The 16,493-nt window shown below is 50.8% G+C and carries 12 protein-coding genes; 9 read left to right on the forward strand and 3 right to left on the reverse strand.

Annotation, left to right across the window (positions count from 1 at the left end; translation table 11 throughout):
* The first annotated feature begins 40 nt into the window (after positions 1-40).
* The 8 genes from ABEV74_RS06200 (at position 41) to ABEV74_RS06235 (ending at position 12,762) form a co-directional block, all read left to right on the forward strand.
* Positions 41-1,621, forward strand: coding sequence for an ABC transporter substrate-binding protein (locus tag ABEV74_RS06200; protein ID WP_430144435.1), 1,581 nt, complete (start codon positions 41-43; stop codon positions 1,619-1,621).
* 107 nt (positions 1,622-1,728) lie between these two features.
* The gene (locus ABEV74_RS06205) at positions 1,729-4,749 is read left to right on the forward strand and encodes an extracellular solute-binding protein (protein WP_430144437.1); all 3,021 of its coding nucleotides are present in this window, start codon (positions 1,729-1,731) and stop codon (positions 4,747-4,749) included.
* Positions 4,739-5,683 (forward strand): carbohydrate ABC transporter permease, encoded by a 945-nt coding sequence (locus ABEV74_RS06210; RefSeq protein WP_430144440.1) that lies wholly within the window; start codon positions 4,739-4,741, stop codon positions 5,681-5,683. Before ABEV74_RS06205 ends, ABEV74_RS06210 begins: the two co-directional genes overlap by 11 nt.
* Before the next feature lie 99 nt (positions 5,684-5,782).
* Positions 5,783-6,577 carry a carbohydrate ABC transporter permease gene (locus ABEV74_RS06215; RefSeq protein ID WP_430144443.1) on the forward strand — a complete coding sequence of 265 codons (795 nt, stop codon included), beginning with the start codon at positions 5,783-5,785 and terminating at the stop codon, positions 6,575-6,577.
* A 2-nt stretch (positions 6,578-6,579) separates the two neighbouring features.
* The gene (locus tag ABEV74_RS06220; protein ID WP_430144445.1) at positions 6,580-8,607 is read left to right on the forward strand and encodes a YIP1 family protein; all 2,028 of its coding nucleotides are present in this window, start codon (positions 6,580-6,582) and stop codon (positions 8,605-8,607) included.
* Complete coding sequence (locus ABEV74_RS06225) at positions 8,601-10,868, forward strand: DUF5696 domain-containing protein (protein ID WP_062491411.1); 2,268 nt, start codon at positions 8,601-8,603, stop codon at positions 10,866-10,868. Before ABEV74_RS06220 ends, ABEV74_RS06225 begins: the two co-directional genes overlap by 7 nt.
* Before the next feature lie 164 nt (positions 10,869-11,032).
* Positions 11,033-11,782 carry a carbohydrate ABC transporter permease gene (locus ABEV74_RS06230; protein ID WP_430144448.1) on the forward strand — a complete coding sequence of 250 codons (750 nt, stop codon included), beginning with the start codon at positions 11,033-11,035 and terminating at the stop codon, positions 11,780-11,782.
* 80 nt (positions 11,783-11,862) lie between these two features.
* Positions 11,863-12,762: a carbohydrate ABC transporter permease gene (locus ABEV74_RS06235; RefSeq protein ID WP_430144451.1), complete on the forward strand. Its 900-nt coding sequence runs from the start codon at positions 11,863-11,865 to the stop codon at positions 12,760-12,762.
* Between the two features lie 123 nt (positions 12,763-12,885).
* Here the strand turns inward: ABEV74_RS06235 and ABEV74_RS06240 are convergent, their stop codons facing one another.
* Positions 12,886-13,272, reverse strand: a complete 387-nt coding sequence (locus ABEV74_RS06240) for a hypothetical protein (RefSeq protein WP_430144453.1) — start codon at positions 13,270-13,272, stop codon at positions 12,886-12,888.
* Between ABEV74_RS06240 and ABEV74_RS06245 the strand changes: the two genes are divergently transcribed.
* Entirely contained in the window at positions 13,271-13,801 is a 531-nt protein-coding gene (locus tag ABEV74_RS06245; protein WP_430144456.1) for a hypothetical protein, read from the forward strand. The genes ABEV74_RS06240 and ABEV74_RS06245 overlap by 2 nt on opposite strands.
* Before the next feature lie 631 nt (positions 13,802-14,432).
* Here the strand turns inward: ABEV74_RS06245 and ABEV74_RS06250 are convergent.
* Together ABEV74_RS06250 and ABEV74_RS06255 are read right to left on the reverse strand one after the other, a co-directional pair.
* Positions 14,433-15,296 carry a helix-turn-helix transcriptional regulator gene (locus tag ABEV74_RS06250; RefSeq protein ID WP_213531198.1) on the reverse strand — a complete coding sequence of 288 codons (864 nt, stop codon included), beginning with the start codon at positions 15,294-15,296 and terminating at the stop codon, positions 14,433-14,435.
* A gap of 92 nt (positions 15,297-15,388) precedes the next feature.
* Positions 15,389-16,492 carry a Gfo/Idh/MocA family protein gene (locus ABEV74_RS06255; RefSeq protein ID WP_213531200.1) on the reverse strand — a complete coding sequence of 368 codons (1,104 nt, stop codon included), beginning with the start codon at positions 16,490-16,492 and terminating at the stop codon, positions 15,389-15,391.
* Position 16,493 lies beyond the last annotated feature (1 nt).

The raw sequence follows: 16,493 nt of genomic DNA on the forward strand, positions 1-16,493 counted from the left end.
AAAGGCATTCAAGCACATTTCGAGTACATGGAGGGTCCCGATGAAAAGAAAAATTGCCTTACTCCTTTCGCTTGCGCTCATTTTTTCGCTTGTGCTTTCCGCTTGTTCGAAAGATGAGGGAGCGGCGGAATCCAATGAGTCCAATGAAGCCAATGAGACAGAAGAAGTCACCCAGAATGAACAAAGTTCCGAATCGGCCGGAATTGACGAAGACGGAAACGGCGTTCCCGACTGGCAGGAAAAACCGATCGAATTGTTGTTCGCGTTGCGTTTCTACGGCGAAAATGACGATGCCAACCCGATTTATTTGAATATTAAGAAATTTACCGAAAAGTATCCGAATATCAAAGTTACCCGCGACCGTCAATTCGCTATTGAGCAGCCGGATGGCGACGAGCTTGAAATCCTGACGGCAAGAGCGATGGAAGGCACGCTGCCGGATATTTTCTATTCGCCGCTATCGGCCGAGGTGTATGACAGGGAGCTCACGTTGGACCTGACGCCTTATCTGGAAGCCGATCCGGACTCGAAATGGATATCCGAGAACGCGAGAAGCTTTATGCAAACGTATGACGGCAAAGAAGTATACGGGATTCCCTGGATGTCCGTCGCGCAGTTCCCGGCATTAAACCTGAAATTGCTAAGAGAAAACAATATTGCGATTCCGCCGTACAACTGGACTTATGACGATTACGAGCATCTTCGTTCCGAAGTTGCCAAGCTTACGCCCAATAACCCGATTTGGCCGGGAATGATTGAATTTATCGAATTCGGGTCGCATTACTTTGACAGCATTCCGAACGGCTGGAAAGGGTTCAATATGGAAACGCGCCGATTCGATTACACCAATAGCAAAAAATTCGGCGAATGGCTCGATCAGGTTTCCAAAGAAGGCAAGCAGGGACTGCACTTTTACGATTTGACCGAAGAGGAAAGAGCGAAGAAAGCGGGAAATCTGGGCTGGTCCTGGGGCGACGGCCTGGAAGCGGTCGGAAACGTTTGGATGTATGCGCTGAGCTCGGATGTGAATGAATTGATTAAAACGCGCAAAATGGAAATCGATATTTACCCGATGCCGCAAGCGCCGGAAGGCGGCACAACCAGTATTCACGCTTATTACGACACGCTAAGCTTGTCCAGCGCACTATCGGAAGATCCGGTCAAAGCGGAAGCGGCATTCCAATTATTGAAATGGTTGACATACAGCGAAGAAGGATTGATATCCCGCTGGGCGCTGATCGATGAATATACCGGACTTCCCGAAGATGCGCCGTTAAGAGCGGAAGACCGGTTGATGGATTTCGTTCAGGGGTGGCCGATTACGACGAATCCTGAAGTGTTGAAGCATCATCCGCTTGTCAAAGGATTCCCGGAAGATAGCGAGCTGGCGATCTTTAATTTCCCGGCATTCCAGAATGTCGACTTCCAGCAGATGCTTTCGAATCCGATACCTTACCCGAGACATATACCCGGCGTAGCCAAAACTTACGGTACGTTGAACCCGTGGGACATTCGGGACGATATCCGGGACGAAGGCAAAAAATACAGCGACATTGCTCCGGAATGGGATGCGCTGCTGAATAAAACATTGGACGATTATTTGAGGGAATATAACAAATAATTGGAGATGAACAGTCAATAGTTTCTAATTAGAAATAATTAGAAACTATTGACTTATTCTTAAAGTTTCAGATTCATACCGCAAAATTTTTGTTAGGTTGTGATCAAGTGACAACAAAAAAGAAAGCCCCTTTACGAATATTCGGTTTGCTCCTCATGGCGGCGGCGGCCGCCGCGTTGTACTTCGGCAGCAATGATCGGCCTGCCGGTTCCGGGCAAGAACGGTCCGGCGCCGATCCCGGACACAGTATTGCAGCTTTGGAGACGTTTGTGACGGCCAATGGCGAAAATAGCAGCTATTATCATGTCTACAAGAAATGGGAAGAAGCGAAAGAAGCCGTTCCAAACCGCCAGTACAACATTCCGGCAGCTGCGATGACCGGCGGAAAAGTATACGGCCGTTCTCAAAGCGAAGGGTATGGAAGCGATGTCGTCTATCTTGAACCGAAAGAGGTTCTGACTTTCGATGCGGATGTCGCCGAGCAAGGTTTGTATGAAATATGGATCGACTATTACACGTTGGACAAAACAGCTTTAAACCCGGAACTTGACGTTGAAATTAACGGCAAATATCAATTTAACGAAATGAACAAATTAAATCTTGCAATCGACTGGAAGGTGAACGACGGCAGCCGCAAGGTTGACCGTTTCGGCGATGAATTGACGCCGAAGTCGGCCATTATGACCAGATGGAGAAGCGAAGGTTTGGCCGATCCCAATTATTTTTTTACCGAACCGTTGAAATTCTTATTGCATAAAGGGAAAAATTCGGTCCGCATCACGCTGAACGAAGGTTATATTTTGGTCGGAAAAATCGAGCTGAAAAATACGCAACCTTCTGCCGTGACCTATAATGAATATCGCGCAGCCCTTGAAGGCGCAAACCTTGAAGATTCGAAAAACGGTTCGAACAAGGTGATAACGATCGAAGCCGAACAAGTCTCGCTTAAAAGCAGGCAAAGCATTCGCGCCAAATATGTCAGAGATCCGCAAGTGACACCCTATGCATATAAACACCGGGTCATGAACGTACTGGACGGCTATTCGTTCGGGGAAAGCGGGGACCGGGTGTCCTATCCGTTTACGGTGGAAGAAAGCGGATACTATGAATTGACGTTTAAATACTCCCAGGATACCAACAACGGGATGCCGACGAACAGGAGAATCGAAATTGACGGGGAAGTCCCGTTCAAAGAGCTGGAACATTACGCATTCCACTATTCCAGCGGCTGGAAAAACGAAACGCTTCAGGATGAAAACAGGGTCCCTTACCAAATTTATTTACATAAAGGCGAACATACGCTTACGCTGTCGATTGATAACGCCAAAATCAGGGAGATCTATCACGAACTGCTTAGAACCTTGGAGGCTATCGATATTACCGCTCAACATGTGAATCGCTTGACAGGCGGCCTGATCGACAAGGAACGGACGTGGAAAATTGAAACCTATATCCCCGAGATCGCCGCTTATTTGCAAGGGATCGCGGCTAAAATCGAGGAGCAAAAGCTTGCCTTGATTGCGCAGACTCAAAGCGACGATTTGCCCGTCATTACGGAGCTTGAAATCGCCGAACAATTGATACGCGAATTTATTCAAGACCCGGAACAATTGCCGCATTATATGACCAAGTTCAATGAAGGCCCGTCTTCCGCATACGGAAAAATAAAGTCCGTACTCCCGATGCTCGTTTACAATCCGCTTCACCTGGACAAAATCTACGTTCACAACGGCGGCGAACTGCCGGCGCCAAAAGCCAATCTGCTTACAAGGACGGTCGAAAACACGAAAGCATTCTTTTATACCTTTGCCAACCCCAGATATGTCCAGGCTGCGGAAATTGACGATGATACGGTCGAGATATGGGTGAATCAATCCAGATTATATGTGGAAATCATTCAGCGGATGATCGATGAGGAGTTTACGCCTGAAACAGGCATCAAAATCAACCTGTCCATCTTGCCGGACGAAAACAAAATCGTGTTGTCGAATGCGGCAGACAGCACGCCGGACGCGGCTTTGGGCGTCAGTCACGGCAGACCTTTCGAACTGGCGCTCAGAGGGATCATCGAAAATTTGAGAACGTACGACGGATTCTACGAATTGGCGGAACAATACCATCCCGGGGCGTTTATACCGTTTATTTATGACGAGGGCGTGTACGCTTTCCCGGAAACACAAGACGTCAAAATGTTATTTTACCGCAAAGATATTTTGGATTTCCTGGGAGAAGAACCGCCCGAGACGTGGGACGATGTCGTCAGTCTCGTTCCGATGCTGCAAAAATATGACATGAATTTCTATACGCCGCTCGGTTCCGACAATGCGTACAAAGGATTCGACGTGACGACACCGTTCATCTATCAATTCGGCGGACAGCTGTACGATGAGACGGGAACCAAAACCGTCATCCATAAAGACGGCGCGTACCAGGCGTTCGAATTTATGACCGACCTCTTTACCGTTTACAACGTTCCGGTTACGACCTCCGAGTTTTTTCAAAGCTTTCGGAACGGGAAAACGCCGGTTGGAATCGGCGACGCCAACACTTACATTCAATTAAAGCATGCCGCGCCGGAGCTGGCCGGGCAATGGGGGATTCTCCCGATCCCGGGCGTCAAAAATAAAGCCGGAATCATTGAGCGCTGGGATCCTACATACGGCAGCGCAAGCATCATATTCAAAAACAGCGACAAAAAGGAAGCGGCCTGGGAGTTCATCAAGTGGTGGGCAAGCGCCGAGACGCAAAGTGCGTTTTCGTACAATATTCAGGCAACATTGGGAGACAAGTTTCTGTATATGACGGCAAACCTGGAAGGGTTCGAAAACAGCGCATGGCCTTCCGACTCCAAGGACGTCATTCTGGAGCAATGGAAGTGGATCCAGGCAACCGGAAAAGTGCCCGGGGACTATGTGTTGGAGCGCGAAATCAGCAATGCGTGGAACCAGGTCGTATTTGACAAGCAAAACCCGCGAATTGCAATCGACAATGCCGTAAAAATCATCAACAGGGAATTGGAACGGAAACTGAACGAGTTTGGTTATATCGAGAACGGCAACATGATCAAACCTTACGTTGTTCCAATGCTCGAAAATGTAGAGAACTGGGTGAGAACCAATGGAAAGTAGCGTCGAGGCAAACGTAAGGGTGCAGCGCCAACGCCAACTGAAGCAAAGCCTTGCCCGATGGGCGGAGTCTCCTTATCTGTTCATTTTGCCATATGCCGTATTGTTTTCGCTATTGATTGTTTTGCCGGTGGCTGTCGCTATCGCGTTGTCTTTTACTTACTTTAATACTGTCGAATTTCCAAAGTTCGTCGGATTTCAAAATTACATCGATCTATTTACAGGCGATACGGTGTTTTTACAGCATGCGGTGTCCAATACTTTGCTATATGCCGTTATCGTAGGGCCTATCGGGTATATACTCGCGTTTTTGCTCGCCTGGATGCTTTCGCAAGTGCCCCACAACATCAGAACGATCTATACCGTCATCATTTATTCTCCTTCCGTGACCGGCCCCGTCATGATGGCGGTCGTATGGAGGGTGCTGTTCAGCGGAGACCGTGCAGGCTATTTAAACTATTGGCTTCTGAACATGAACATCATTCAGGAGCCGCTGCAGTGGTTAAAGTCGCCGGATTTGCTGGTGCCGATCATGATTTTTATCGGACTGTGGGGAAGTATGGGCGTAGGATTTCTGGCCATGCTGGCAGGCTTGCTGAATATCGACAGAACGTTGTATGAAGCGGCTTATATCGACGGAATTCAAAATCGCTGGCAAGAAATTTTTTATATCACTATTCCGTCGATGAAGCCTCAAATGTTGTTCGGCGCGGTTATGGCCATCATCGGTACGTTCAACGCATCCGGCATTGCGGCGACACTCAGCGGAGGGTCGCCTCCTCCGCAGTATGCCGGCTGGCTCATTGTCGATCATGCGAACGACTTCGGATTCGTCCGTTATGAAATGGGATACGCCTCCGCGGTCACCGTCGTTCTGTTGTTTATCGTGATTCTGTTTAACAAGATCAGCTACAAATTATTCGGAGACCATAAGTAGTTTCCATTATTTCCTTTAGCGTGGTGAGAAGAGTTGATCAAAATTAACCCCGACAAATTGCATAGGGATCAATTAAGTTTCCATCTGGTTTTAACGGTTATGTCCGTTTTTATGGCCCTTCCGATCGTGTTTATCGTCAATCATGCGTTCAAGCCGTTCACGGAACTGTTTGCGTATCCGCCGACGTTCTTCGTGAACAGCCCAACGCTTGAAAATTTTCGTCTGTTATTTCATTTTTCCGCGGAATCGGGAATTCCGGCTTCGCGATACGTGTTTAACAGTTTGTTCACGACGACGATCGTCATTTTGCTGACTTTGCTCGTCAGCTCTGCGGCGGCTTACGCATTGTCGAAGCTGCATTTCAAAGGAAAATACACTTTTAATAAAATCAATACGCTGGCGCTGATGTTCGTTCCGATAGCCGTTGCCATTCCGCGGTTTCTAATTATTAAAAATTTGGGCATATTCAACACGTATCTCGCACACATCATTCCGATGCTGGCCATGCCGATCGGCATTTTTTTGATCAAGCAGTTTATGGATCAAATTCCGGACGATCTGATCGAGGCTTCGAAGATGGACGGGGCGGGCAATTGGCGGGTGTATTGGAACGTGATGCTGCCGCTTGTCAAGCCTGCCCTTGTTACGGTAGCCATATTGACGTTTCAGGCAAGCTGGGGCAATGTCGAAGGCTCGTCGATCTTTATGGATGACGAGTCGTTAAGAACCCTTCCGTTTTACATGAACACCCTGGTCGCCCAATCCGGCAATATCGTGGCCGGAGCGGGATTGTCGGCTGTGGCCGGCTTGGTCATGTTTGTCCCGAATCTGATACTATTTGTTATTTTACAAAATAAAGTCATGGCTTCCATGGCGCATACGGGGATCAAGTAAGTATGAGAAAACTACAAGGTGTGCTGAATTTTTTTGCGGCAGTCGTGCTGGTTTATTTCGTTATGCCGCATGCGTATGCGGCTGCTGATGCCCCTTACTACACCTATACCAGCGACAGCGAAGGCTATACGATCAAGACGCAAGCCGCTTATACGCCGGGCGCGCAAATCAGCGTAATTAACGGCCAAAGGCTGGAGATGCCGGAGCACGTATTTGTCGACGATCAGGACTATGTCTATATTACGGACAGCGCGTTAAACAAAATTTTGATCTTGGACGGAAATTTTCGTTTTTATAAAGAGCTCGCCAGCAATAAGTTCTCCGCTATCAAAAGCACGTTTGTAACCGACCAATACATCTATGTTGTCGATACGTCGGCAAATAAAATTATGATTTTCGACAAACTCTCTCATACACTGGTGCAAGAGATCGGCAAACCGGACTCGCCGATTTTCGCGGAAGGCTATGAGTTCGCTCCGACGCATGTTGCGGTAGATGTGAGGGGCAACATTTATGTGCGAAGCACCGGTTCCGTAAACGGTTTAATTATGCTGAACCGAGACGGAGAATTTATGACATTCTTCGGCGCCAATCCGTTAAAAGTCCCTTTGCTGGACCAATTGCGCTCTCTTTTTCTCACAAAAGTGCAGGAAGAGAAAGTGCAGAAAGTATTTTCCGATGTTCCCAGCAATCTTGCAATCGATAAGAAAGGGTTTATTTATACGGTTACCTCATCCGTCGAAACCAATCCGATCAAGAAATTTAACGTGTCGGGAACGAACTATTTCCCCGATCGAATGGTCGGAACCTTTTCCATGGAAAGCGTATGGATCGGCAATCATAACAACGTGTTCGCCGTCAGTGCGGACGGTTGGATTTTCGAGTATGACTCGTATGGTAATTTGTTGTTCCTGTTCGGGGGAAAAGACTTCAACTCCAGCCGGCTGGGCCTGCTGAACCGGCCTGTAAGCATGGCGTCCAATTCTGCGGACGAACTGATCGTCGTCGATCAGGGAACGAAAATCATTCAAACCTACCGCTCGACAGAGTTCGCCGATGCCGTTCACCAAGCGATGGATGCCTATCAAGACGGTGATTATCAAAAGAGTAAGGAGCTTTGGAAGTACACGCTCAAGTATAACTCGCTTTTTGACAAAGCCCGTATCGGTTTGGGCGACGCCTATTTCCGGGATGGAGATGCTGCCGCTGCCATGGAAGAATACCGGTATGCCAAATATAACCCGGGCGTATCGGAAGCTTTCTGGGAAATTCGCCAATCCTGGCTGCAAAACCACTTGAACATCGTATTTATCGTCTTCCTCGCCGTTTTGCTCGCTCATTATGTCCATAAATATTTGAACCGAAAGTACGGATACGGCCCGAAAATATCCGGTGCGTTCAGGAGCGTCAGAACAATTAAAATCGTGGACGATTTGCTGTATGTTTTTACTTTCTTAAAGCAGCCGCTGGAGGGATATTATCAAATCCAGTACGAAAACCGGGTGTCGAGGGTATCATCTACCGTTATCTATCTGCTGATCGTCATGCTGTTGATCGTACATTACGAATATGCCAGCCCGTTGTTCGTACAGAAGCAAGGGTACGTCGTGTATGAATTGGCAAGTATGGTCGGCCTTGCCGTCTTATGGGTGCTGTCCAATTACCTGATTTGCTCGATCGCTGACGGAGAAGGGAAATTCAGGGATGTCTACAACGCTACCGCTTACTCCTTGAGTCCGGTACTTGTGATCTTGCCGCCGCTCGTCCTGCTCAGCAACGGGTTAACGTTAGAGCAGTCGGTATTTTACCATTTGCCGGTTCAGGCGATGACGATCTGGGTCGCATTTTTAATGTTTTTCATGATCAAGGACATCCATAATTATGAAGTTGGCGAAACCGTGAGCGTCATTTTTAGAAGCGTCTTTACGATGCTCATTATCGGATTGTTCCTGTTTGTCTTTTATTCGATAGGCAGCCAGCTGCTTGGATTCGTGCATGACGTGTTTGCGGAGGCGAGCAAAAGATGGTAGTGAAAATATGGAAATACGGAATCGTATTTCTCATCTTGGCCATATTCGGCGTCAGCTGTTTGTTGGGTAATCGTCAGGATGTAAAATATGGATTGGCTGTAGCGCAAAGCAACTACGAGGACATTGCGGTGAACGACGGGACGAAAACATGCGCCGCCCATGCCGCCGAAGCGTCCGTTCCGGATACCTTCAAAAAGGTGGCCGATAATGAGCAGCTTGAGCTTTATCTCGAGGAAGAGAGCGTTGCCATTGCCGTCAAAGACAAATGCAGCGGATATGTCTGGTTTTCCTATGACGTCGGTACGGACATGCAAGAGGCCGGATACAGCGCAGATATGATCGCTTATATCAAATCCGGCATATCGATCATGACGTACGACAAATTTACGCCCGGGCGAAGGACGATTCTGGGCGATAAGGCGGAAAAGACATTCCGATTGAGAGACGACGGCTTTACCGTAACGATTGATTTTACGAAGGCGCAGATCAAATTCGATATGGCCGTCACGCTGCGGCAGGGAGACGTCATCGTTCATATCCCGCGTGAAAGCATTCAGGAATATAATCCCAAGTTGTGGAAGCCGGGTAACGACGACATTTCATTAAGCGAGATTATTGTGTTCCCGTTCTTCGGGAGCGCGGCGTCCAAGGAAGACGGATATATCGTGATTCCTGACGGTTCCGGCGCAATGGTGAACTTGAATGAAACACCGAAGTATGCCACCGGATACTCGGCCCCCGTATATGGTCAGGATCCGGGATATGAAAATACGGTTGAGCTCAATCCCCGCCGAATTGCCGTCAAACCGCTGGAAAGGGTATCTTTGCCGATTTACGGGATGATTCACGATGCGGATCGTGCCGGCGTGCTCGTTATCGCGGAGAACGGCGCCAGTTACGCGACTTATAATTATGTGTCGAAAAATTTGCAAACGAACTATTATCAATCGTACTTCACTTACAACTATCGGACGGCCTATGCCCAGTTCCAAAGCAGGGTGAAAGAAGATCAGCACATCTTGGGATTTCAGGAGCAACCCAATCGATTTGACCTTGTCCAGCGCTACGTTTTTTTGAACGGCAAGCAAGCCAATTATGTCGGGGTGGCGAAAGGTTTCCGGGATTTTCTGGTCAAGAAGGACGGCTTGGCAAAGAAAGCGGACAATACTCACGACAAGATTCCGATGAAAATCGACTTTATCAATAACGAAATTACGATGGGAACGTTGGGGCTTGAAGATGTACCGGCGACCACGTACAAGCAGGCGCAAGAAATTGTCGGGACATTGGCGGACAAAGGATACGATCGTTTGAATGTTTCATTTAAAACATTCGTGAAAGAAGACCGGTCCTATCGTTTCAAAGTGATGAAACATCTCGGCGGAAGCCCCGCTTTTCAGGAGACGACGGAATATTTCGCATCCAAAGGTATCAAGTTTAGCTATTATGTCGACTATGCCAGATCTTATTACGAAAAAACGAGATATACAGCGAGCAAGTTGAACCGAAAAGATGCAAGTGTCCTGAATGAAAATAAATCGTTGTACAACTACTTGAATAATCCCAAATATTTCGAAGTGCTGGCGGAAAAAGACCTGGCCGCTTTCCAAAAATACGACATCGGATCGCTGGCATTGGACGGCTTCGGGACAAGCCTGTTTACCCATTACGATCATGGAACGATCGGTTATTCCAATGAGGGAATGGCATATGTGGAGCATCTCCTGCAGCTTCTGAACGATAACGGCATTCAAACCGGCCTTTATCAGCCTGATGCGTATCTCTACAAATATGTCAGCGAATATTACGACGCGCCGGTCGCTTCCTCCGAGCTGCTGTTCATCGATGCGACGATTCCGCTGGTGCCGCTCGTTTTAAGCGGTTATACGGACATGTATTCTTCGTATATGAATTTTTCGTCCAATGATGCCGATGCGGCGCTCAGGTTGATAGAGTTCGGCATTTATCCGTCGTTCGTCCTGACAGGCGAGTCGACATACGACATCAAACGAACCGCATCCAACGATGTCTATACTTCGGAGCTCGAATATTTGGAGGATCGGATCGATTTTTACTACTCCACCGTAAATCGCGCGTTAAAGGAAGTAGCGGGCCGCGAAATGATCGATCATACGATACTGGATGCCGGAGTGGTCCTGGTCGAATACGACAACGGAAGGAAAATCATTATGAATTACAACGGCTCGGATTATATGTATGAAGATGTGAAAATTAAATCAAAAGGGTTTGAGATTCTATGACAACTGTTTCCGCCGAAGCCAAAGTGCAAACGGGAAAGGTTAAGCCCGCAAAACGCCGCTTGAGCATAAAAAGCAAACAAGGCTTGACCGGCTTGCTCTTCATCAGCCCCTGGATTATCGGTTTCCTGGCATTTGTCGCCTATCCGTTGTACAGGACCGTGTTCATGAGCTTTCATAATGTTTCTTTCGGGCTCAAGACCGGCTGGAGATACAAATGGGTCGGCATGGACAATTACAGCAGAATTTTGCTGGAAGAGATCGACTTTGTCATCGAAGCTCAAAATTTCTTTGTCAGCACGCTGTTGTACGTTCCGGTCATTATCGCTTTGTCGGTCATCATTGCGCTCTTGCTCAATCGGAAAATAAAAGGAACATCGCTTTATCGTCTACTGTTCTTTTTGCCGATCCTGATTTTAAACGGCGAATTGATGGACAACATGAGCACGTACGGCGGGATGTCGATCGCGGCAAACCGTTTTATTCTGGAGACGCTCTTGATGATCATTCCTTCCAGCCATGCGGTGATGCTGATCGTCGACCTCTTCGAACTGATCGTTCAATTGTTATGGTACAGTGCCGTACCGATTTTGATTTTTTTGGCTGCGCTTCAGAAAATCAGCAAAGATATGTACGAGGCGGCGTCGATCGACGGAGCATCGCCATGGACTTCTTTCTGGAAAATTACCTTGCCGATGATTTACCCGCTGGTCAGCGTATGCGTCGTTTATGTGGTCGTTTTTCTGGCCAATTTCGAAGCGAACCCGATCAATACGATCATTATGGAGTCCAAGTATGACGGTTCCCGGCGCGAAGGCTACGCTTCCGCGCTTGCCATCCTTTATTCCGCCGTACAGATCCTGCTGATCGCGATTCTCTATTATGCGACTCGCAGCAGAAGCTCGAAAGGGAGGTGACCGATTTGACGGGCACGTATTTACGCATCAAACATCGAATCATACTCCTTATGCCGACAGTAAGAAAAGCGTTTTTCGGAATGCAAATCAGCGACGGTCTCGTTTACAAAGCCGCAACCTATGCGGTGCTGACGGTATTCGGATTTGTTTTTTTGTACCCGTTGCTCTACATGTTGTCCGTAAGCTTCATGTCCAACCTGGATCTGGTGGACAACACCGTCGAATGGCTGCCAACCGCTCTGTATACGTTTAACTTCGAAACGACATGGAGGGCGCTAAAGCTGCCGGGCGCTTTCGTTACGACCGCTTTGGTAGCGGGCGCTTCCACCGTAAGCGTCATCCTGTCTTCGGCGCTGATCGGGTACGGTTTGGCACGCTTCGCATTCAGAGGCAAAGTAATCGTGTTTGCGCTGCTTCTGTTTACCTACATCGTTCCGAAGACGCTGTTTTTCATACCGAGATTTCAAATTTTTACGGAGATGGGGCTGAAAGGCAATCTCGGGGCGTTGGTCGTACCGGCTTTAACCGGCCAAGGAGAGCAGGCGGCGCTTTTTATTCTCATTTTCTATCAATTTTTCAGAATGATTCCGAAAGCGTTGGAAGAAGCCGCATTTATCGATGGAGCGGGCGCCTTCCGAACGTTCTGGAACATTGCGCTTCCGATGGCCGGACCGGCTTTTATTATTACAGGCGTGTACGGCTTTTCGATCTATTGGAACGAAACGTTCTTAACCTCTTTTTATTTGGACGGGAAAATCCAAACGGTTCCGATGCTGCTGGGAGATTTGCAGGATACTTTCGGCGCGGCGGTGAATGCCGGCGGAGGGGGCGATTTCAGCAAAAATCCGAACCTGAATTTCACGGAAGCCAAAGCTTTTGCGGGGACTCTTCTTTCCATTATTCCGCTAGCGATCCTCTATTTGATCGTTCAACGGTGGTTTGTGGAAAGTATCGATAAGACGGGCATTACCGGCGAATAGCATAATAATCGAAGGGGCAGTCCCAGATGTGCGCGGACCATCTTGTGAGCAAAGCGTGCGGTGGGATATTCGGGAAGTTTCCCCGGCTCAAGGCCGTGCTTGTTGAAGGCGGCATAGCGTGGCTCAGCCAAGGCGCTGCGCACCCAGGCGCCTTGGCTTGAGCAGTTGCTGAGCCAATACATCTGCGAGCACTGTTGCTTGTCGACGCAGCCGGTGGAGGAGCCGGACAATCTGCAACATCCGGTCGACCTGCTCAATAGGGCCGACGCTGAGGTCGCCATGGACGATGCTGCGGTAGCCATGGACGATGCCGAGGTCGACGCCAGGGACGGCGCTATGGGCGATGCTGTGGTCGGCGCCATGGACGATGCCGAGGTCGACGCTATGGTCGACGCTATGGTCGCGATGGACGACGCCGAGGACGACGCCATGGACGGCGCTATGGGCGACGCTGTGGTCGCGATGGGCGACGCCATGGACGACGCGAGGTCGACGCGAGGTCGACGCCATGGGCGACGCTATGGCCGATGCTATGGACGATGCCGAGGTCGACACCATGGGCGATGCTGTGGTCGCGATGGCCGACGCGAGGTCGACGCCATGGACGGCGCTATGGTCGCGATGGCCGACGCCATGGACGACGCGAGGTCGACGCGAGGTCGACGCCATGGGCGACGCTATGGCCGATGCTATGGACGATGCCGAGGTCGACACCATGGGCGGCGCTGTGGTCGCGATGGACGACGCCATGGATGACGCGAGGTCGACGCGAGGTCGACGCCATGGGCGACGCTATGGCCGATGCTATGGACGATGCCGAGGTCGACACCATGGGCGACGCGAGGTCGACGCTATGGACGGCGCTATGGGCGATGCTGTGGTCGGCGCCATGGACGATGCCGAGGTCGACGCCATGGGCGGCGCTGTGGTCGCGATGGACGACGCCGAGGTCGACACCATGGACGGCACCGACAACATGCTGCCGCATTCGAGCGACTATCTGCATGGGATTTCGACCCGCTGGCCTTTTGGCGGATGAGCCCGTAAACTAGGCACAAGGTGCTGTACGAAAACGCCAGACAACTTTGCCGGTTGTAACGGCGCGGTACGGAGGGAACGATGAAGAGGGAGCGCGGCGGGTGCGACAAGTTCCTCTGGGGCGTGCTGCACAACGGGCATGAGAGGTTGTCCCGGGGCGTGCTGCGCGACGGTATTGAGCCGCCCGATTGCAACCGACACCTGTTCGCTACCGTTTAGCCCTGACAACTGTCGATACTGTTTAGCCCTAGCACCTGCTCGCTGCCGTTTAGCCTTAGCCGTTTGGCCTTAGCACCTGTTCGCTGCTGTTTTCATTCGTGTTAAATCAACCAATCCTGCAAAAGTGCAGTTTTTTTCCGCTATTGACAGCCTGAACGCTCAAATTCCTGCGATAATGCAATATTTTCGACCTCCAAACGGTATGTGAGACGGAAATGGATAAAAAATCCTGTACTTTTGCAGGAATGTGAGCCAAAAGTATCCGTCAGGGGCAAAAATCCTGCACTTTTGCAGTATTCACCGCCTTCGGCTTTCACCGGCGGCGTCGGTTTGCAGGTATAGCCCGAAAGCCGGGCCTGCGCGCAGTACGGCAGCGCGCGGTACGGCAGCGCCCGCCCCGGTCCGCCGGCCGTCTAGGACCGGGACGCCGCCTGGGCCATCCGTCTGCGGTACGCTTCGGGCGTCGTGCCGACCGCCGCCTTGAACATTCGGCTAAAATGCGGCAAATGCTGAAACCCGACCGCATGGCAAATATCCGTCACCGAACGATGGGGCTCGAGGCGGAAGTAAATTTTGGCCTGATTAATGCGCCGGTTGTACAAATATTTGAATACGGTCGTACCGGTTACGCTCTTGAACATGTTGGACAAATACGGCTTTGTCAGATGGAGCGATTCGGCTATCGCCTCCAGCGTCAAATGCTCGGCATAGTGCTCTTCCAGAAACGTAATGACCCGCTGCACATGCTTCTCCCGTTCGGAAGCCGGGGCATGGGCGCCTTCCGGAGAGGCGCACCAGCCTTTCACCATATACAGCAGCTCGATAAAACGCATGACGAACCGCTCGTACTTATAATCCGGCCCGCCGTCGCCGGCGGCGTACAGCCCGTCCATCTCCGCGAACATCCGCTCCGCTTCCTTCCGCTGATCCGGATTCAGCCGAATGCGATAATTGCGCAGCCGCTCGAACGGCGCAAGCAGCGCCCGCGCCAGCTCGGGCTGTAAAATCCGCTGAACGTACGCCGGATCGAAATGGAACATGGTCCGCACATACGGCGCGTGCGGGGAAGGATTCGGGCAGTGAAGAGTCATCCCGTGCATCAGGATAAGATCGCCGGGCGAAAGCGAGAACAGCTTGTCCCCGATCAAATAATTGCATTGCCCCTGATGAAAATAATACAGCTCGTACATGGCATGGGAATGGAAGTGGATTCCTTCCATCGGCGCTGCGTGGCGGTAAACGAAATCGATCGGCCGATCCCATTGCGGCACGGCCATCGGCCCTCACCTCCGGCGTATCTTCGTCTTCCGTGCCGGCTAACGGCACGGAAACGTTTCTTCGTAAGGCGATTGTACCATGCCGCTTACCGTTATTGCACCCGTTCCGCGTCCCGCTGCGCGATCAGACATAGTTCCGCCGCTTTGAACGCATGCTCCTGGGTCATCGCATGTTCCGTCCGGTTCAGGCAGTCGAGAATGAGTTCGCCGAAAAACGGGTATCCGATTTGTCCGCTGACGTTGAAATGATACTCGCCCTCGTGATTGACCAGGTATACATGGTCGCCGGACTTCTCGCGGGCGACATCGATATATTTACGCAGCTCGATATAGCCGTCCGTCCCGAGAATGATCGTCCGTCCGTCGCCCCAGGTGCCGAGCCCGTCGGGCGTCAGCCAGTCGACGCGGAAATATCCGGTTGCGCCGTTGTCGCCGATCAGCGTCGCATCGCCGAAATCCTCCAGTTCCGGATGCTGCGGATTGCGGTAGTTCCCGACCTTGCTCGAGGCCACGCGCGCATCCTTGCAGCCCGTATAATAAAGAAACTGCTCGATCTGATGGCTGCCGATGTCGCACAGGATGCCGCCGTATTGTTCTTTGCGGAAAAACCAGTCCGGGCGGTTCTTGCCAAGCCGATGCGGTCCGGTGCCCAGCACCTGGACGACGCGCCCGATCGCTCCTTCATCAATTAAACGGCCGGCATAGATCGCGCTTTCGACATGGAGACGCTCGCTGTAGTACACCATATATTTGCGCCCCGTTTCGGCGGCTTTGCGGCGGGCGGCGGCCAGCTGCTCCAGCGTGGTGAAAGGCGTCTTGTCGGTAAAATAATCTTTGCCGCTGTCCATGACCCTCAAGCCGAGCGCGCACCGTTCGGAAGGAATGGCGGCCGCGGCGACGAGCCGGACTTCGGGATCGTTCAGAATCGTTTCCAGCGACGGCGCCGCCTTCGCTTGCGGAAAGGTGCGGCAGAACGCCTTCACCTTGTCCGGGTCGGGATCGTACACCCATTTCAGCGTTCCGCCAGCCTCAAGCAGGCCGTTGGTCTGGCCGTAAATATGGCCGTGGTCAAGCGCCGCAGCGGCGAAAACGAATTCGCCCGGCCCGCATACGGGCTCCGGCTTGGCGGCTTTCGGCGCGTAGGTCATGCCGTCCTTCTTGCCGAAGGTAGGTTCGGGAGAGGATGATGCTGACATC

It is taken from the genome of Paenibacillus cisolokensis (genome assembly GCF_050481165.1).
GTDB classification, from domain to species: domain Bacteria; phylum Bacillota; class Bacilli; order Paenibacillales; family Paenibacillaceae; genus Paenibacillus_AH; species Paenibacillus_AH cisolokensis.